The organism is Streptomyces sp. NPDC107521 (assembly GCF_055598485.1).
Window position 1 is genome coordinate 53,511 of the sequence record NZ_JBVKAT010000027.1, and the last position, 18,619, is coordinate 72,129.

Genomic DNA, 18,619 nt, shown 5'->3' on the forward strand with positions numbered 1-18,619 from the left:
GGCGGGCCGGGCGGCGCCCCGGGCGGCCCGTCATCCGGCGACGCGGAGCGCGTCCAGCGCCCGGCGGGCGCGGGCCGCCAGTCCGTCGGCGCCGCAGGACAGGGCGAGGTCCAGACCCTGCCGCAGATCGGCGGCGGACCCGGTGAGCAGTCCGTACTCGACCCGGGCGGCGGCGTACTCGTACTGGCAGGGCGACGCCTCCAGGTAGGTGACGGCCTGGGCGGCGAGCCGGACCGCGCGCTGTCCGCTCTCCAGGGCGGCGGCGCAGCGCAGGGCCTCTCCTATGGCGGTGTCGGTGCCGAGGCGTTCGGCCTGGAGCCGGGCGTCGGAGGCGAGCCGGGCGGCGCGTGCCGGGTCGGTCACGGCGAGGGCCCGGGCGAGGTCGACGGCCCAGGGCACGAGGACCGGGTTCTGCCGGCCGGGTGCCGTCGACGCCCGCTCGGCGGCTTCCAGTTCGGCGACGCCCTCCTCGGTGCGGCCGGTGGCGAGCAGCAGGCGGCCCCGGACGGCGTGCGGGTCGGGCAGCACGATGGTGGAGGGGTAGGGCGGGGCGAAGCCGTACTGGTCGGCCACCGCGCGGGCCTCCTCGACATGGCCCCGGGCCAGCAGGGTGTCGACCAGGTTGCAGGTGGCGGACCAGTACAACGGCAGCCGCCTGCCGACCCGTTCGGCGATGCGCAGGGATTCCCGCAGGGAGCGCTCGGCCTCCTCGAGACGGCCGCGCCTGCGGTGGCCGAGACCGACGTAGGCGTGGGCGAGGGCCAGGTGGCCGCCGCTCCAGCCCGCCGACTCATAGGCGCGCAGGGCCCCGTTGAACAGCGTCTCGGCACGGTCGAGCCGGTCGGTGTAGGCATAGGCGCTGGCCAGCATCATGGGCAGTTCGAGGCCCCACTCGCTGTCGGTCCAGCCGAGTCCGGGCGCGAGCCGCCCGTTGACCAGGGCGCGGTCGCAGACCTCGGCGACCTCCTCCGCGCTCTCGCCGTGGATCATGGCGTCGAAGCCGCGCAGGATCAGCAGGGCGCGTTCGGCGTTGTCGCGGCCGGTGCAGGTGGCGGCGAGGTCCGCGAGGCGGGCGGAGCGGTCGGGCGAGGAGGTCTGGCTGGCGTGGACGCCCTCCCACATGTACTGGGCGGCCTGGAGCCGCAGTCTGACCGCCGGGTCCTCGGTCCGGGCCGCCTCGTCGGCCACGGTGCGCACCGCCTCCTCCAACTGGTCGTTGTGGAGCAGGGCCTGGGACAGCCGGAAGACGGCGTCGGCGCGCTCCTCGCGGTCGAGGCCGCCCACGGCGAGGGCGGCGCGCAGGTGCCCGACGGTGACGGCGGGCGCCGTGAGCAGGGTGGCGCAGCCGAGTTCGTAGAGGACGCGGGCGTTGCAGCCGGGTTCCGGAGGTTCCCGCAGGGCCCGTTCGAGACAGCGGCGGGCCGCGTCGGGGGCGCCGACGGCGAGGTGTTCGCGGGCGGCGTCGCGGAGCTGGGCGACGACCTCCTGGTCGTCGTCGGGGTGCACCTGGAGCAGGTGGCGGGAGGCCGCCGCGGCGCCGAGGCCGGAGTCGGTGACCAGTTGGGCGGCGATGCCGTGCATGGCGGTGCGCAGCCCGCCGGGGATGGAGTTGTAGACGGCCGTGGCGATGATCGGGTGGACGAACTCCAGCTCGTCGCCGGGCGGACGGCCGGAAGGCCCCTCGGGTTCGGTGAGGATGCGGGCGCCGCAGAGCAGGTTGGCGCAGCGGACGGCGGCGGTCCGGTCGAGGGTGGAGAGACTGGCCACCATGTCGACGGTGATGCCGGTGCCGAGGATCGCGGCGGCCCAGGCGAACCGGGTGGCGTCGATGCCGAGTTGTTCGAGGCGGGCGACGAGTCCGCCGCCCCGGGCGGAGCTGTTGAGGGTGCGCAGGTCGCCCGCGTGGGCCTCGACCGGGTCCAGTTCGCTGTCCTCGACCTTGGCGAGGAGTTCGACGGTGTTGTAGGGGTTGCCGTCGGTGACGGCCCAGACCTCGCGGCAGAACGCGGCGTCGGCGTACTCGCCGAGGGTGGCGCGGGTGAGCCCGGCGGTCGCCTCGGGGGTGAGGGCGCTGAGCGGGGCCAGGGACCGGCCGGCGGCGGTGGCGGTGTCGAGGTGCCGGGCGCTCTCCTCGTCGGCGGGCTCGCCGGGGCGGCGGGCGAGGACGACCAGGACGGCGGTCTCGTCCAGTCGCCGGGCGAGCGAGGCCAGCCAGTGCAGGGTCTCCTGGTCGGCCCAGTGGACGTCGTCGATCAGCAGGACGAGCGGCCACTCCCGCCCGGCGAACCGGCGCACGGCGGCGACCAGGCCGTCGACCACGCCCTGGGGATCGGCGCGGCCCTCGCCCGGTTCCGTTATGCCGAGGGCGGGTCCCGCTATGTCGTACCAGTCGCCGAGGTACTCGCGGACCTCCTCCGGGTACATCGACACCAGGGCGGGCTGCAGCAGTTGCCGTACGACGTTGAAGGGCACGGAGCTGAGGGTCTCGCCGCCGCGGGCCGACCAGACGGTGCACCCGGCCGCCTCCGCGATGCGCCGGGTCTCCGCCAGCAGCGCGGTCTTCCCGAGCCCTGCCTCACCCCGGTATTCCAGCAGGGTCCCGGAGGAGGCGCGGCCCCCGGTCAGTTCGTCGACGGCTTCTCTGACGGCGGCGATCTCCGCGTCGCGCTCCCACAGGAAAGGCGAGGCGGCGGCCATCGGCCGTCCCTCCGTCATCCCGTTACCTCCCCGAGTCGCCCGAACGACGTACAGACCCGAGCGTAGCCGTCCGAGCGGCCGAGTGGTGGATGCTCGGCCCGGTAGTTGCCGTGACGGATGACATGCGGTAAAGCGGCTCCCGGCCGTGGTCGGGAGGCCGCCTTCCGCCCGGTCCGGACCCCGACCGGCCCGCGGGGACGGAAGGGTGGCGGCGTGTCAGCCAGGTGATCCGGCCGGAAGGGGACGCGGGACGGGTTCCCGGGGAGGGGACACGGGCCTGCCGCGGAGCGCGGGCGGCGCCGCCGTGGGACGGACCGGGCGGACGGTGCGGAGGCGAACGGGCGGCGGCCCGGAGCGCGTTCGCGCGGACGGACCCGGCGGGCGGACGCCTCGGGCGGGCGCGGCGCGGGGTCCTTCACGGAAGGCGCGGTCCCGGCGTCCGCGAGCGGATCTCCCGGCCTCCGCGGGGGGACCTCCCGGCGGACGACCGGGGCGGGAGTCGCCTCCGGACGGAACGGCCGGGCGTGGAGGACGGTTCCGGTCCGGACCCCCAGGGGCGCGCCCTCGGCCGGGGCGGCCGGTGGACACGGCGGGCGGGCCCGGGCCGAACGGCCGGAGCGAGAAGGGCAGTTCCCGGCGGGACACCCGGGACGGAGCCGGCCTCGGGCGGGGCGGCGACCTCTGGCCTGACGGCCGGGGCGGGGTAGGCGGGTCCCGGCGGGACACCCAGGGGCGCGCCCTCGGCCGGGACGACCGGACCGCCGGCCGGAAGGCGGCCCCGGTCGGGGCGATCGGCGCTGGAGCCCCGGTTCCGGGTGGGGGCTCTCATCCGGATCTCACGGTCGCCTCATACGGTGGGGCCATGACGCAGGTGACCCCTCCCGGGTGGTACCCGGACCCCGGACATTCAGGTGACGGTCCCGTCGGCGAGCGCTGGTGGGACGGGACGGCGTGGACGGACCGGGTCCGGCCGGCGGACCGTGCCGCCGCGGGGGGACCGCCGTCCCTCCCTCCCGAGCCCCCCGAGCCGCGGCCGGACCGGACCGCCGCGCACCCGGCCGCCCCGGAGCCGTACGAGGTGCCTCCCGAGCCGTATGCCGCGGGTCCCGCGCCGTACGCGGCGCCCACGGGTCCGTACGGGACGCCGCCCGGGCCCTACGGGGCGCCCGCGCCGTACCCCGCGCACCCCGGCTACCCGGGGGTCCCCTCCCCGCCGCCGGGCAGACGGCGGCTGCGGACCGGCATAGCCGTCGCCGTCGTCGTGGCCGTGCTGGGGGCGATAGGCGTCGGGACGTACGTACTGGTCGACGGTGACGGCGGCGGGAACGGGAGCGACCGCGCCCGCGCCCAGGACGACCGGCGGCCGGGCGGACGCGACGACCGCGGCGGACAGCCGCGTGACGAGGAGTCCTCGGAGCCGGAGTCGCCCGGCCGGTCGGAGCCGCCCCGGATCAGGAGCGGTTCGGTGCCGGACCGAGTCAACGGGATCAGCCTGCCGATCCCCGAGGGGTGGTCCGGGCGGGAGCACGGCGGCGGCGCCCTGATCTCCTCGGACGACGTCTACCCGTGCCCCGGCGACACCTCCGACGAGTGCACGAAGGGCGGCGCGCACTCGATCCCCGCGGCGCTCGGCGCCGAGGGCCGCAGCGCGGAGGAGGTCGCCAAGGCCGACATCGGGAAGAACGCCGAGGAGTCCTACGGCGGCACGTCGTACGGCGGCGTCACCTCGCACGACGTGCTCGTCTCGAAGGCGGTGACGGTCGCCGGGCAGAAGGGCTACACGGTCCGCTGGAAGGCGGTCACCGCCAAGGGGTCCGACGGATACGTCGAGTCGCTCGCCTTCCCCGCGCCCGCCGACCCCCGGCGGATCGTCGTCGTCCGCCTCGGTGTGGACGTGTCGGAGACGCAGAAGGTGCTCGACGAGATCACCGAGGGCATCAAGGTCTCCTCGGCGCGCGGCGGCGGCAGCGGCCAGGACATCTGAGCGGACGCGGGGCGGCGCGGGCGCCGGGGGCGGGGCATTGTCCGGCGGGGGACGTCCGGGCGGGTCATGTCCGGCGGGGCCCCCGTCCCGGCCCTCCCGGGTGACGGGATGGGCCGGGCGGGCGCCCCTCCGCTCAAGGGGCGCCCGCCCGGCCCGGGGTGTGCGCCGCCCCCGTCCCCACGGTGCGGCGCAGGCAGGCCTCCGTCCGGTCATCCCGTGGACGGCGGCCTGGGTTCTCAGGGGAGGCCCAGCGCGGGCAGCACCACGGCCTCCACGAAGCGGACGAGGTAGTCCGCGTCGGCGCGCCGCCCCTCGACGACGCTGCGCATCCGCAGCACGCCGAAGAGCTGGGTCGGCACGAACTCCAGCGCCGGGTGCCCGGCGGGGACCTCGCCCCGCTCCACCCCGCGCCGCAGGATCTCCCGCAGCGCGGCGATCTCCGGGTCCATCAGCCCCTCGCGCAGGGCGCACTGGAGCTCCTGGTCCTGGGTCGCTGCGTGGCCGAGCGCCTGGAGCAGGGTGTCCTTGCCCGACCACTCCCCCGCCATGCGGGCCACCCGGCGCAGGTCCTCCGCGAGCGACCCGGTGTCGATGCCCGCGAACCGCACCCGGCGGTGCGAGCGCAGGGCCGCCGCGACGAACTGCGGCTTGGACCGCCACTGGCGGTAGAGCGTGGACTTGCTGCACCGGGTGCTGGCGGCCACGCCCTCCATGGTCACGGCGTCGTATCCGCAGCGGCGGATCTGTTCGAGGACGGCGTCGAAGAACTCCTGCTCACGCTCGGGCGTCAGCTTGGAGCGGCGCGAGGTGCCGACCGTGTCCGGTCGGTCCGCGGCCTGCGACGTCATCGTTCTCTCCCTGTCCGGTGTGCGGTCCCGCGACGGCCCGGTGCGGCGCCGGCACCGCGTCCCCGCCCCCCGGGAGGGGCCGGTTCACGCCACGGTGTCGCGAAGTCGTCCATCGCCACTGTACCGGTACCGGGCCGTATCGATACAGCAGCGTATCGGTACATCGTCGTATCGGTACAGGGTCGTATCGGTACACCAACGTATCGGTACACTCTCGTTTCGGAACGATGTCGTATCGATGAGAGGGGGGCGGATGGCCGCCCGCACCGAGCCCGGGGAAGCGGCGCCGGACGCCCCCGACCGGCCTCCGCCGGGCCGCCGACTCCCGCTCCCCGCAGGCCCGTTCCGGCTCCACCGGATGCTCGGCGCCGCGGTGTCCGGGCAGGGCCCCGCCGGTTCCCGCGAGCCGCTCCGGGACCGCGCGGTCCACGACCCCTTGCCGCCCCGCGCGGCCGTGGCCGGGGCCCCGGCGGCACACCTCGGTGACCGTCCCCCTGTGACCTTCGCCTCCCGCTCCGGGACGCCGGAGCCGGTGCGGGCGGGCCGGTGAGCGCCGCCCTCGTCGCCGTCCTGCTCTCGCTCGTCTCGGCGCTCGCCTACGCGGGCGCGGCGGTCGCCCAGGAGCGGCTGGCGGCGCGCGGTGCGGACGGGGGGCTGCTGCGGATGTTCGGCCGCGGCGGCTGGTGGTGGTCGGTGGCGCTCAACGCGTCCGCCGCGCTGCTGCACGTCGTGGCCCTCAAGTACGGTCCCCTGACCGTGGTGCAGCCGCTCGGCGCGCTCACCCTGGTCGCGGCGGTGCCGCTCGGGGCGCGGCTGGCGGGGCGGCGGGTGAACCCCGTCGAGTGGCGGGGCACCGGCCTGACCCTGCTGGGGCTGGGCGCGCTGCTGCTCACGGCGTCCGGCCCGGCCCCCGACGACGTGCTGAGCGTGCCGGAGGCACTGGCGGTGTCGGGCGCGACGGCCGCGCTGATCGGCCTGCTCTCCCGGCCCGGCGCGCGGCCGGGGCTGCGCCACGCGACGGCGTCCGGGGTCGCCTCGGGGGTGGCGTCGGCGCTCACCCAGACCGTCACGGTGGCCGTCACGGACCGCTCGGGGCCGCTGCTCAGCGTCCAGGTGATCGGGGTGGCCGTCCTGGTGGCGGCCTTCGCCGCCGGAGGTCTGCTGCTGGCCCAGACCGCGTACCGGGGCGGGCTGGGCGCCCCGCTCGCGGTGGTGACCCTGGCCAACCCGGTGGCCGCGGCGGTGATCGGCGTGGCGCTGCTGGGCGAACGGCTGCGCGGCGGCCCGGCGGGGGTGCTGCTCGCGCTGGCGGGGGCGGCGCTGGCCGGCCTGGGCGTGGTCCAGCTCAGCCGCGCGGCACCGGGGCGGCCCGGCGGCGACGCGTCACCGGCACCCCCACCGGTGACCCTCCCGTCGCCCGTCCGGCCGTCCGTCCCGGGGACCGCCCGAACGGTCCCCCGAGCGGTGGCGGTCCATGCGACGACGCCCCTGCCCGCGGCGCGGGCTGCGGGGCCGCGACCGGTGGGGTCCGGTGCGACGGCGACGGCCGCCGGGGAGGCCGCGGGTACCGGGGCGGGCCTCTCGCCGGAGCCGGTCACGGCCGTACGGGACGCGAAGCCGGCGGCGCCTCCGCCCCGGAGCGGACCGGAACGGCTCAGCGCGTAGCGCGCCGTCGGCGCGGCGGTGACGCCCTGAACGCGGCGCGGCGGGTGCGGAGGGGGCCGTCACACCCCGGGGCGCGCCAATGACCGTGACACCCGGGCCCGGCGGGCGGCGGCGCGGCGGGCGGCGATCCGGAGGGCGGCGCCACGGCCGACCGGGCGCCGGGCGCGGCGGCACCGGTGCTCACCCGCCGCGGCGGGTGCCATGGACGCGGCGGACGCCTCGGCCGTGGCCCTCTGCCGTGCGGCGGAGCCGCCCGGGCGAGCCGATGGCAGTGGCCCCGGAGGCGTGCCGGACGGCCCCGCGGCACGGCAGAGGGCCACGGCCGCCGCGATGGATTCCGCGGGCCGGACGAGCACCACGGGGCCGCGGCGCCCGAGCACGCCGATGCCCCCGCCCCGAGGTGAGCCGGGAGGCGGCGCGGCGAGCGGGGCACGCCGGGCAGCCGCACCCCGGACCACCCCCTGCGACGAGTGCCATGGACGCGGCGGACACCTCGGGCCGACGGGTGCCGTGGGCGTGGCGGGCGCCATGGATGTGGCGGGCGCCATGGATGTGGCGGGCGCCATGGATGTGGCGGGCGCCGCCTCCCGGGGCGCCCCGGCGGCCGGGGCACGGGTGCGCCGGGCGGCGCGGTGGGCGGGCACCGCGGGCGGCGGCGTGGCGCGCGGGCCGCGGCGTGACGGAGGGCGCCACCGTCGACGGCGCCGCCCTCCCTCGCCCGGTTCCGGCGGACCCCGTCCGCGGCGGTCCCCGGCGGACCCCCGGATCACGCCGGTCCGGTCCCGCGTCCGCTCACTCCCCGGCCGACACGACCCTGAGGTGGGAGGCGGAGCGCCGGGGGCGGGCGGAGCGGTGCGGGGTGCGGGGGGTCTCGCGCAGGACGAGCGTCAGCCGGGTGTACCCCTGCTCCTCCAGGGACCGGGGCGTCTCGACGACGACCCGGCACTCGGTGGCGCCCCAGCGCGGATCGGGATGGAGCAGGGGGCGCATCGCCCCGTCGTGCTCGACCGCCGCCGGGCCGACGGCGCGGATCCAGTGCGGCAGGCCCTGCCGGAAGGCGGCCTCCATCAGGGGGTCCTGGGCGATGTCGCCGCGGATCGCCTGGAGGTCGTGGTCCTGCCCGTAGCGCTCCACGGAGGCGGCGAAGTGGGCCAGCATCGGCAGGCACCAGCGCGCCTCGTGCTCCCCCAGGACCGCCGACGCGTCCGGGTGGAAGAGGACGAACCGCAGGAAGTTGTCGCAGGGCATGGCGCTCGGATGCGGCCCTACGCCCCGGAAGAGTGTCCGGAAGGCACTGTTGGCGAGCACCACGTCCCAGCGGTGGTCGACGACGAAGGAAGGGAAGGAGCAGGCCTCCAGGAACGTCGCGTAGTCCTGGAGGTAGGCCTGGGCCTCGGGAGTCGTGGGAGCGGGCCGCGGTGCCGGCCGCCGCCCTCTTGCCTGAAATGCCATCGGGAGGTCACCCCTCTTGCCTATGCGGCCTTCTCGCGGCGTCCCGATCCTGCTGCCCCGACGCAAGGCGTGTCAACTATCGTGGCATTTCGTGCCTGTTGACGGCTGAAATAGGCCACAGTTGTGGCGAGACCTGGATGTGGGTTCGAGCGACAAGCTACTCTCCGGGAAGTTCACGGCGACTGCTTGTGAAAAGCCTGTGAGGCCAGTGAGAGACGTAGGAGATCTGTCGGTGACGGGTGGCTTCGAGGGTCCGGGTGCCATGCCGGCGGCCACACTGCCCGCCGTGGTCTCCCGTGTCACCGCGCTCGCGGACCGGCTCGGCGTGCCGCACGCCGAGGTCTTCGACATCGGCGGCCTGTCCGCCGCGTCCGGCGTCCCCGAGCCGGTCGTGCGGGCGCTGCTCGGCGGCCGTCCGGCGGGCGAGCCGGACGTGCAGGCGCGTTTCCTCCAGCGTCTGGACCTGCTGCGGCGCACCCGGCTCAAACCGAACGGGCGCCGGTACACCCAGCAGGAGATCGCGGACGGCGCCGGGATGTCCCGGCAGCAGGCGGGCGCCCTCATCAACGGGGACCGGCGGCCGACCATGGAGCACTGCGACGCGATCCAGCGCTTCTTCCGGGTGCACGCCGGATTCCTCACCGCGGAGGAGCCCGAGGCGCTGATGAGCGCGCTCCAGCACACCGAGCAGGAACTGCTCCAGCAGCTCGCCGACCGCGAACGGGCGGCGGCCGCCGCCGAGAACGATCCGCTGGAGCGGCTGCTCCAGGACCACGGCGTGCGCGGCATCGCCTGGCGGGCCGCCCAGCTCCCCACCGACCAGCACCGCGACAAGGTCGCCGAATGGCTGGACATGCTCCTGGAAAGTGTCAAACGACCCGAGTCGTGAGCCGAGCGGTGAGGGTGGGGGGACGACGTGTGCATCCGCTGGCAGATGCGCCGCCTGTGTGGCGAGTTGGTGACGGAGCTGACCCTGTCCGCTCCCGAGAGCCCGGTCGACCTGTACGGCTCGCTGTGCGCGGCGATGAGCCGTCGCCGGGGCCGGCCGGTCCGCTTCCGGATGGCCGCCTTCCCGCCCGGCACCGCCAGCGGGCTCTGGCTGGACATGGCCGACCAGGATCTGGTGGTGGTCGAGGAACGGACCGCTCCCGACCACCAGTTGGTCATCCTGGGCCATGAGCTGTGGCACATGACGGCGGGGCACCACGGCGGGATCGTCGGCGGCACCCCGGTGGCCCACCGGCTGCTCACCGGGCACGGGGGTCCGGTGGACGAGGAGGCCCTGCGGGCCACCGTGCGGGCGGTCGCCGCGCGCTCCCGGTTCGACCTGGCCGACGAACGGGAGGCCGAGAGCTTCGGCCTGCTGCTGGCCAGCAAGTGCCGTACCTGGATGGCGGGTTCGGCCCCGTCCGGCGCGGTGCGGCGGGACCACCTGGCCGCCCGCATCGAGGCGTCGCTGGGCTACCCGGGCTGACCCGGCGGCCCCGCGCGGGCGCGGCTCGGACGGATTGTCGGTGGTGCGCGGCAAGCTGGTGAGCGGGCCGCCCCGGAGCGGGGCGCGCGCGACCGCCGACGCCGTTGTGGGGAGCCGAGGATGACCACCGCCGCCGTACCGACCGATCGTGAACGCACCGCCGTACGGGCGTATCTGAGGCTGTTGCAGACCGTGCGGGCGGGCCTCGACACGACCCCGCTGGGATCCCTGGCGCCCCTGCCGCCGATGGTCCCGCCCGCCGTGCTCGCGGAGGCGGAACGGGCCCTGGCGGAGGCGGGGCTGGCGGGCAACGAGGAGGCGTTCTTCCGGCTGCTGCGCGACTGGTACCGGCGGCCCTGACCCCGCGGCCCGCGCAGCCCCCTCGGGGCCCCTCGCGGCCCCGCCGCGCCCGGCGGAGGTGCGCGGCCCCCGGCGGACCCGGCGTCCGGGGTGCCCCGGCGCGTCGGGCGGGGGGGGCGCGCTGCCCGGCACGGGACGCGCGGGGCCCGGCGGGCGGGGGCACGGAGCGCGGCCGGCGGGAGGCTTCGGCAGGCGCCTCACGGAGCCGACGACCGGGGACCGGGGCGGGGCCGAGGCGCGACGGCCGGGCGGAGAGGGCAGCCGGGAGAAGACGTGCGGCCGGGCATGCGCGGGGCGGGCGGAGGTGCGTCCGGGCCCCGGGCATCGGCCACGGCCGGGGCGGACGAGCGTGGTCCGGACGTGGCCGGGGCAGGTGACCTCATGGCCGCGCCCCGGACCGCCCACCCGCCGGCCGTGCCCATGCCCGGCACGGCGCCCCGGACGCGCCGTCGGGAGCCCGGCGGCCAAGACCGGGCGCCCGCGGTTTCACATGTGCGGCGTCGGACGCCAGGAATCCGTGGTCATGCGGGCGGCGTCAGGCGTCCGGCGCCGGACCCCGCAGCCACGTGCGCGGTGTCGGGCGCTCGGCGTCGGCCGTCAGCCGTCAGCCGTCAGCCGTCAGCCGTCAGCCGTGCGGGACGGTGATCGCGGTGGCGACCAGCCCGTCGCGGGCGGTCCAGCGGCCCTCGAAGTGGGTGAGCCGCCGCCCGGAGACGGTCGGACCCGGCACCAGCAGCTCGGCGCGCAGCGCCCCGGTCGCCTCGGAGCCCCCGAAGGCCCCGTCGTCCGGGAGGATCTCGATGTCGGCCTCGCTGAAGTCCAGCCACTTCCCGGTGAGCGGGAACCACGCCTTGTACACGGACTCCTTGGCGCTGAACAGCAGCCGGTCCCAGTGGACTTCGGGACGCCGCGCGCTCAGCCCGCGCAGCCGTTCCGCCTCGGGGGGCAGGGCCACGGCGGCGAGCACGCCCTCGGGAAGGGGGCCGTGGGGTTCGGCGTCTATGCCCAGGGAGGCCAGTTCGGTGGCGTGGGCGAGGGCGGCGGCGCAGAAGCCGTCGCAGTGGGTCATGCTGCCGATCAGTCCGTCCGGCCAGAGCGGGACGCCTCGTTCGCCGCGCAGCACCGCCTGCGGGGGCACGCCGAGCCGCTCCATCGCGCGGCGGGCGCAGGACCGTACGACGGTGAACTCGCGGCGGCGCTTGGCGACCGCGCGCTCCACCAGCTCGGCCTCGCCCGGGTAGAGCGGGCCGTGGCCGGTCTCGTCGTGGCCGTGGGCCTCCACGGTGACGACGCCCCCGGGCAGCAGGGTCTCGATCACGACGCCTTCTCCTCGGCGGGCAGGATGAGGCGCAGCCGGCCGGGCGGGGTGTCGCGCTTGCGCCACTCCCTGGGGTAGCCGACCGAGACCTCCTCGAAGCGCACCCCCTCGTGCCAGGTGGTGCGGGGGATGTGCAGATGGCCGTAGACCATGGTCCGCACCCGGTACCGGTGGTGCCAGTCGGCGGTCAGCGCGGTGCCGCACCACATGGCGAACTCCGGGTGCCACAGCACCTCGGTGGGGTGCCGGTCCAGCGGATAGTGGTTGACGAGCACCGTCGGCAGGTCGGCGGGGAGCGCGTCGAGCCGCTCGGCGGTCAGCGCGACCCGCTCGCGGCACCAGGCCTCGCGGCTCGGGTGCGGGTCGGGGTGCAGCAGGTACTCGTCGGCGCACACCACACCGGTGCCGTGCGCGTGGGCGAGGCCCTCCTCCTTGGTGGTGGAGCCGGAGGGGAGGAAGGAGTAGTCGTAGAGGAGGAACAGCGGGGCGACGGCCACGGGGCCGCCCTCGCCCTCCCACACGGGGTAGGGGTCCTCGGGCGTGATCACGCCGAGTTCGCGGCACATCTCGACCAGATGGGCGTAGCGCTCGGCGCCGCGCAGGGTGACCGCGTCCTTGGGGTGGGTCCACAACTCGTGGTTGCCGGGGGCCCAGACGACCCGGCGGAACCGGCTCGCGAGGAGGCCGAGCGCCCAGCGGACGTCCTCGACGGTCTCCGCCACGTCACCGGCCACCAGGAGCCAGTCGTCGTCGCCCTCGGGACGCATCCTCTCCACGAGGGCGCGGTTCTCCTGGTAGCCGATGTGCAGGTCGCTGATGGCCCACAGCTTCCCCGAGCCACCCTTGCCGGACATCGTCCCCACCCCTTCCAACCCGCCGTCGACGCAAAGAGATCACATCCGGGCCGGGAGTCACAAGACGGCCCGCTGCTTTGTCCCCCGACGGCCGGATTCGGGCTCCCGCGACGCCCCGGACCCCTTCCCCGGGGCCCCTCTCCGGGAGCACGCCCGGGGAGGACCCCGGGGCGGCGGAGACCCGGAGCGGGATCCTTAGCCGAGGTAGGCCAGGCCGGGGTGGACGGCCCGGTATCCGTCGAGCAGACGCCGGGCGACGGTCACCGAGTCGACGAGCGGGTGCAGGGCGAACGCCTTGACGGCGGCGGCGCGGGAGCCGGTGCGGGCGGCGGTCAGCACCTCCCGTTCCACCGCCTTGACGGCGCAGACCAGGCCGGTGGCGTGGCCCGGCAGCGGGTCGACGGAGACCGGGTGCGCGCCGCTCGCGCCGACCGCGCACGGGACCTCGATGACGGCGTCCGCGTCGAGGGCCGACAGGGTCGTGCCGTTGCGGACGTTGAGGATCAGCGTCGCGCGTTCGTCGCGGGCGATGGCCCGCATCAGGGCCAGCGCGACCTTCTCGTAGCCGCCGGACAGGTCCTCGGGCTCGCGCTCCCCGGCGCCCGCCGTCTCCCGGTTCTCCGCCATGTAGGTGGCCTCGCGCTCGGCGCGGGTGCGGTCCCAGGCGGCGAGGGCGGAGGTGCCGGGGCTCCGCGCCCCCTCGTAGAAGCGGGCCTGCTGGTCGCGCAGGAAGGCGCCCCGGGTGCGGTCGGACTCCCGGTGGGCGAGGACGGCCTCGCGGTTGAAGTAGTAGTAGTGCAGGTACTCGTTGGGGATCGCGCCGAGCGACCGGAGCCACTCGGTGCCGAAGAGGCGGCCCTCCTCGAAGGAGCCGAGCAGGGCGGGGTCGGCCAGCAGGCGCGGGAGTTCGTCGCGCCCGTCGACGCGCAGCCCCCGCACCCAGCCGAGGTGGTTGAGGCCGACGTAGTCGATCCACGCGCGCTCCGGGTCGGCACCGAGCATCCGGGCGATGCGGCGGCCGAGGCCGACCGGGGAGTCGCAGATGCCGATGACCCGGTCGCCGAGGTGGCGGGACATGGCCTCGGTGACCAGCCCGGCGGGGTTGGTGAAGTTGATGACCCAGGCGTCGGGCGCCAGCAGGGCCACCCGGCGGGCGACGGCGTCGGCGACGGGGACGGTCCGCAGGCCGTAGGCGATGCCGCCCGCGCCCACGGTCTCCTGGCCGAGGACGCCCTCGGCGAACGCCACCCGCTCGTCCTCGGCCCGGCCCTCCAGTCCGCCGACACGGATCGCGGAGAACACGAAGTCGGCTCCGCGCAGCGCCTCGTCCAGGTCCGTGGTGGCCGTCACCCCGGGGGCGTCCGGGACTCCGGCGGCCTGCTCGGCCAGGACGCGGGTGATCGCGGAGAGCCGCGCCCGGTCCCGGTCGTACAGGACCACCCGGGTCACCCGTCCCTCACCCCGGTCGGCGAGCAGGGCCCCGTACACCAGCGGCACCCGGAATCCGCCACCGCCCAGAATCACCAGCCGCACGTCCATGTCCTTCCGCCGCACACCCCACCGGTCACCGCACGCCGATCATGGCACGCCCGGGGGACGCGGCGGTGCGCGTCACGTCACGGGGGGACGGTGCCGGGCGGCGGGGCGGCGGGGCGGCGGGAGGACGGGGCGGCCCGGCGGCGGGCCGACGCGCCGGTGTCCTGTGGTCCCGGTGGGCCGGTGACCCCGATGGGCCAGTGGTTCCCATGACCCCCATGACCTCGGTGCCACCGGTGGACCGGTGGGGTCGTGGGCCGGTGCGCCGGTTGGGGCCGGGCCCACGGGGAAGCCGGAGCGGGTGGCGGACCGGGGGACACGGGCGGGCGACGACCGGCGGGGAGGCCCCCGGCCGGGCCCCCGGCCTCCCCGACCACCGGGCGAACACACGTTCCCGGCCGGCACCGCACGCCACCCCCCGCGGGCCCGCTCCCCCGGGGTGAGGGACCCGGCGTCCCGGGACACCCTGGACAGGAAGGATCCGTTCGCCCCCGGTGCCGTGACCTCGGCGCCGGGGCTGCCCCGGTCGCCCCACCGGGCACGGTGGCACCCGGGGCGGGACGCGGCCACCGGTGGTCGCGTCCCGGCGGGCGGGGCGGCGCGGTGGCCGGTAGGCACGGGTTCCGGCGAGGTGGCCGCGGTCCGGAGGGAGATGCTGGATACGGTGACGAAGGCGCTCGACGGCAAGGGAGTTGACGGGCAATGAGCGAGGAGCTTCCCGCCACGACGGTCCAGGGGACCGGGGCGGCGGAGGAGGCGGGGAAGGCGGCGCCGGGCCGGGCGCGGGCGGACCGGGCACCGTCCGGGAGGTCCCGCGGGGCCCGGGGCCGGGCGGCGCCCGGCACGTCCGGCGAACGGGACGGCGGCGGCTCCCCCCGGGCCGCGACGGGGTCCGGTGAACGGCGCGGGGCCCGGGGCGGAAGAGGTGCCGCCCCCGTGCCACCGCTCGACTGGAGCAATCCGCTCCGGGATCCCCGGGACCGGCGGCTGCCCCGGATCGCGGGCCCGTCCGGACTGGTGATCTTCGGCGTCACCGGCGACCTGTCCCGCAAGAAGCTGATGCCCGCCGTCTACGACCTGGCCGAGCGCGGTCTGCTGCCGCCGGGCTTCTCCCTGGTCGGCTTCGCCCGCCGGGACTGGGCGGACCAGGACTTCGCGCAGGTGGTGCACGACGCCGTCAAGGAGTACGCCCGCACCCCCTTCCGCGAGGAGGTGTGGCAGCAGCTCAGCGAGGGCATGCGCTTCGTCCCGGGCGACTTCGACGACGACGCCGCCTTCGGCCAGTTGCGGGAGGCCGTCGAGGAGCTGGACGCCTCCCGGGGGACCAGCGGGAACTACGCCTTCTACCTCTCCGTGCCGCCGAGGTTCTTCCCGAAGGTGGTGCGGCAGCTCAAGAAGCACGGGCTGACGGACGCCCCGGAGGGCTCCTGGCGCCGGGCGGTGATCGAGAAGCCGTTCGGGCGCGACCTGGCGAGCGCCCGCGACCTCAACGCGCTGGTGCACGAGGTGTTCGAACCGGACCAGGTGTTCCGCATCGACCACTACCTCGGCAAGGAGACCGTCCAGAACATCCTGGCGCTCCGCTTCGCCAACCAGATGTACGAGCCGATCTGGAACCGGTCCTACGTCGACCACGTGCAGATCACCATGGCGGAGGACATCGGGATCGGCGGCCGGGCCGGGTACTACGACGGCATCGGCGCCGCCCGCGACGTGCTCCAGAACCACCTGCTGCAACTGATGGCGCTGACCGCCATGGAGGAGCCCGCCTCCTTCGACGCGGCGTCGCTGCTCACCGAGAAGCTGAAGGTGCTGCGGGCGGTGCGGCTGCCGGACGACCTCGGGGCGCACACCGTGCGCGGGCAGTACGCGGCGGGCTGGCAGGGCGGCGCGCCGGTGCCGGGGTACACGGAGGAGGAGGGCATCGACCCGGACTCCACCACCGACACCTACGCCGCCGCAGCGCTGGCGATCGACAACCGCCGCTGGGCGGGCGTCCCCTTCTACCTGCGCACCGGCAAGCGGCTGGGCCGCCGGGTGACGGAGATCGCGGTGGTCTTCCAGCGGGCCCCGCACTCCCCCTTCGACGCCACCGCGACGGAGGAACTGGGCGAGAACGCCGTGGTGATCCGGGTCCAGCCCGACGAGGGCATGACGGTGCGGTTCGGCTCCAAGGTGCCCGGCACCTCGATGGAGATCCGGGACGTGTCCATGGACTTCGCCTACGGGGAGTCCTTCACCGAGTCCAGCCCGGAGGCGTACGAACGCCTCATCCTGGACGTACTGCTCGGCGACGCCAACCTCTTCCCCCGCCACCAGGAGGTGGAGGAGTCCTGGCGCATCCTGGACCCCGTGGAGGAGTACTGGGCCGGACACGGCCGGCCCGCGCGGTACGCCTCGGGAAGCTGGGGACCCGGGGAGGCCGACGAGATGCTCGCACGAGACGGACGGAGCTGGCGCAGGCCATGAGGATCGATCTGACCGACACCACGGCGAGCAGCATCAACAAGGCGCTGGTACGGGGCCGCCGGGCCATCGGCACCCCGGCCGTCGGCATGGTGCTGACCCTGGTGATCGTCACCGACGAGGAGAACGCCTACGACGCGGTCAAGGCCGCCGAGGACGCCTCGCGCGAGCACCCCTCGCGCACCCTCGTCGTCATCAAGCGGCATCCGCGCAACCTGCGCGACCGCACCCGCTCGCACCTGGACGCCGAGGTCCGGGTGGGCTCGGAGGCGGGAACCGGCGAGACGGTGGTGCTGCGCATGTACGGCGAGGTGTCCGAGCACGCCGACTCGGTGGTGCTGCCGCTGCTGCTGCCGGACGCGCCGGTGGTGGTGTGGTGGCCGGTGGAGGGGCCGGAGAACCCGTCGCGGGACCCGCTGGGGGCGCTGGCGCAGCGCCGGATCACCGACCTGTACGCGGTCGAGCGGCCGATGGAGGCCCTGCGGAACCGGGTCCGCACCTACGCCCCCGGCGACACCGACCTGGCCTGGACCCGGCTGACCCTGTGGCGCTCCATGCTGGCCGCCGCCCTGGACCAGGCGCGGGTGCCGGTGTCGGCGGCGACGGTGGAGGCCGAGGCGGACAATCCGGCGGCCGAGCTGCTGGCCCGCTGGCTGGAGGTGCGGCTCGGGGTGCGCGTCGACCGGGTGGTGAGCGACGGCCCGTTCGTCACCGCCGTCCGGCTGGGCACCTCCGGCGGCGAGATCGTCATCGACCGCCCCGACGGCCCGCTGGCCACACTGACCCTGCCGGACCAGCCCCCGCGCTCCCTGGCGCTGAAGGTGCGCCCGACCTCCGAGCTGATCGCCGAGGAGCTGCGGCGCCTCGACGCCGACGAGATGTACGCCATCGCCCTGCGCGGCGAGGCCCCCGAGGAGGGCCCGGCCCGTGTCTGACCCGGCCGGAGCCCGTGCCGTCACGGAGCCGGACCGGCGGCCCGAGCGGGCCGCGCCGAGCGGGCACCACGCCCGCACCGTCCCCGACCCGACCCCGCGCGGGCCCTTCGCCCGCGCACCGAAGGAAGTGCGCTGACATGCAGATCGGTCTCGTTGGCCTCGGCAGGATGGGCGGCAACATGCGCACCCGGCTGCGCGGCGCCGGGCACACCGTCATCGGATACGACACCGACCCCGGGCGGTCCGACGCCACTGACCTGGCCGATCTGGTCGACCGGCTGGCGGCGCCCCGCGCGGTGTGGGTGATGGTCCCGGCCGGCCACGCCACGCAGGGCGTCGTCGACCTGCTGGCGACCCTGCTCAAGCCGGGCGACGTGGTCGTCGACGGCGGCAACTCCCGCTGGACCGACGACGAGCGGCACGCCGAGGAACTGGGCAGGCGCGGCATCGGCTTCGTGGACGCCGGGGTCTCGGGCGGCGTGTGGGGGCTGGAGAACGGCTACGCGCTGATGGTCGGCGGCGAGGCGGAGCACGTGGACCGGCTGCGGCCGGTCTTCGACGCGCTCAAGCCGGACGGCCCCTACGGCTTCGTCCACGCGGGCGGGGTGGGGGCCGGGCACTTCGCCAAGATGGTCCACAACGGCATCGAGTACGCCATGATGCAGGCCTACGCTGAGGGCTGGGAGCTGCTGGAGCGGGCCGACTCCGTGGACAACGTCCGCGAGGTCTTCCGCTCCTGGCAGGAGGGCACGGTCATCCGCTCCTGGCTGCTCGACCTCGCCGTGAACGCCCTCGACGAGGACCCGCACCTGGAGCGGCTGCGCGGCTACGCCGAGGACTCCGGCGAGGGGCGCTGGACGGTGGAGGCCGCCATCGACCACGCGGTGCCGCTGCCGGCGATCACCGCCTCGCTGTTCGCGCGGTTCGCGTCCCGGCAGGACGACTCGCCGCAGATGAAGATGATCGCCGCGCTGCGCAACCAGTTCGGCGGCCACGCGGTGGAGTCGGCGAAGGAGTAGCCCCCGCCGGG

General features: G+C 76.0%; 13 protein-coding genes and 1 pseudogene. 8 read left to right on the forward strand and 6 right to left on the reverse strand.

The genetic code is table 11. The features are described from left to right. Nucleotides 1-30: 30 nt before the first annotated feature. Entirely contained in the window at nucleotides 31-2,715 is a 2,685-nt protein-coding gene (locus ACZ7LB_RS29160; protein ID WP_471472227.1) for an ATP-binding protein, read from the reverse strand. Between the two features lie 844 nt (nucleotides 2,716-3,559). Between ACZ7LB_RS29160 and ACZ7LB_RS29165 the strand changes: the two genes are divergently transcribed. Further along, nucleotides 3,560-4,681, forward strand: coding sequence for a DUF2510 domain-containing protein (locus tag ACZ7LB_RS29165; protein WP_471472229.1), 1,122 nt, complete (start codon nucleotides 3,560-3,562; stop codon nucleotides 4,679-4,681). Nucleotides 4,682-4,917: 236 nt separating this feature from the next. On the opposite strand, the gene ACZ7LB_RS29170 is transcribed toward ACZ7LB_RS29165, so the two are convergent. After that, nucleotides 4,918-5,529, reverse strand: a complete 612-nt coding sequence (locus ACZ7LB_RS29170; RefSeq protein WP_471472231.1) for a TetR/AcrR family transcriptional regulator — start codon at nucleotides 5,527-5,529, stop codon at nucleotides 4,918-4,920. A gap of 546 nt (nucleotides 5,530-6,075) precedes the next feature. Between ACZ7LB_RS29170 and ACZ7LB_RS29175 the strand changes: the two genes are divergently transcribed. Beyond that, nucleotides 6,076-7,194, forward strand: a complete 1,119-nt coding sequence (locus ACZ7LB_RS29175) for a DMT family protein (RefSeq protein WP_471472233.1) — start codon at nucleotides 6,076-6,078, stop codon at nucleotides 7,192-7,194. 792 nt (nucleotides 7,195-7,986) lie between these two features. Here ACZ7LB_RS29175 and ACZ7LB_RS29180 read toward each other — a convergent pair. After that, complete coding sequence (locus ACZ7LB_RS29180; RefSeq protein ID WP_471472235.1) at nucleotides 7,987-8,646, reverse strand: MmyB family transcriptional regulator; 660 nt, start codon at nucleotides 8,644-8,646, stop codon at nucleotides 7,987-7,989. Between the two features lie 232 nt (nucleotides 8,647-8,878). Here ACZ7LB_RS29180 and ACZ7LB_RS29185 point away from each other — a divergent pair, with 232 nt between their 5' ends. The 3 genes from ACZ7LB_RS29185 (at nucleotide 8,879) to ACZ7LB_RS29195 (ending at nucleotide 10,480) form a co-directional block, all read left to right on the forward strand. Further along, on the forward strand, nucleotides 8,879-9,535 hold the full coding sequence (locus ACZ7LB_RS29185; protein ID WP_471472237.1) for a helix-turn-helix domain-containing protein: 657 nt from the start codon (nucleotides 8,879-8,881) through the stop codon (nucleotides 9,533-9,535). Nucleotides 9,536-9,580: 45 nt separating this feature from the next. Next, nucleotides 9,581-10,120: a toxin-antitoxin system, toxin component gene (locus ACZ7LB_RS29190; protein WP_471472239.1), complete on the forward strand. Its 540-nt coding sequence runs from the start codon at nucleotides 9,581-9,583 to the stop codon at nucleotides 10,118-10,120. A 120-nt stretch (nucleotides 10,121-10,240) separates the two neighbouring features. Further along, nucleotides 10,241-10,480 (forward strand): hypothetical protein, encoded by a 240-nt coding sequence (locus tag ACZ7LB_RS29195; RefSeq protein ID WP_471472241.1) that lies wholly within the window; start codon nucleotides 10,241-10,243, stop codon nucleotides 10,478-10,480. Nucleotides 10,481-11,105: 625 nt separating this feature from the next. On the opposite strand, the gene ACZ7LB_RS29200 is transcribed toward ACZ7LB_RS29195, so the two are convergent. The 3 genes from ACZ7LB_RS29200 to ACZ7LB_RS29210 form a co-directional block, all read right to left on the reverse strand. Continuing rightward, entirely contained in the window at nucleotides 11,106-11,798 is a 693-nt protein-coding gene (locus ACZ7LB_RS29200) for a 4'-phosphopantetheinyl transferase family protein (protein WP_471472243.1), read from the reverse strand. Beyond that, nucleotides 11,795-12,652, reverse strand: coding sequence for a metallophosphoesterase family protein (locus ACZ7LB_RS29205; RefSeq protein WP_471472245.1), 858 nt, complete (start codon nucleotides 12,650-12,652; stop codon nucleotides 11,795-11,797). The genes ACZ7LB_RS29200 and ACZ7LB_RS29205 overlap by 4 nt, the downstream gene beginning before the upstream one ends. A 195-nt stretch (nucleotides 12,653-12,847) precedes the next feature. After that, entirely contained in the window at nucleotides 12,848-14,185 is a 1,338-nt protein-coding gene (locus tag ACZ7LB_RS29210; protein WP_471472247.1) for a 6-phospho-beta-glucosidase, read from the reverse strand. A gap of 705 nt (nucleotides 14,186-14,890) precedes the next feature. Here ACZ7LB_RS29210 and zwf point away from each other — a divergent pair. The 3 genes and pseudogenes from zwf to gnd all read left to right on the forward strand — a co-directional run. Then, on the forward strand, nucleotides 14,891-16,657 hold the full coding sequence (zwf, locus tag ACZ7LB_RS29215) for a glucose-6-phosphate dehydrogenase (protein ID WP_471472249.1): 1,767 nt from the start codon (nucleotides 14,891-14,893) through the stop codon (nucleotides 16,655-16,657). Continuing rightward, nucleotides 16,654-17,589, forward strand: a complete 936-nt coding sequence (opcA, locus tag ACZ7LB_RS29220) for a glucose-6-phosphate dehydrogenase assembly protein OpcA (protein ID WP_471472250.1) — start codon at nucleotides 16,654-16,656, stop codon at nucleotides 17,587-17,589. Before zwf ends, opcA begins: the two co-directional genes overlap by 4 nt. 131 nt (nucleotides 17,590-17,720) lie before the next feature. Continuing rightward, nucleotides 17,721-18,608 (forward strand): annotated as a pseudogene (gnd, locus tag ACZ7LB_RS29225) (phosphogluconate dehydrogenase (NAD(+)-dependent, decarboxylating)); the annotation flags it as partial. Nucleotides 18,609-18,619: the final 11 nt, after the last annotated feature.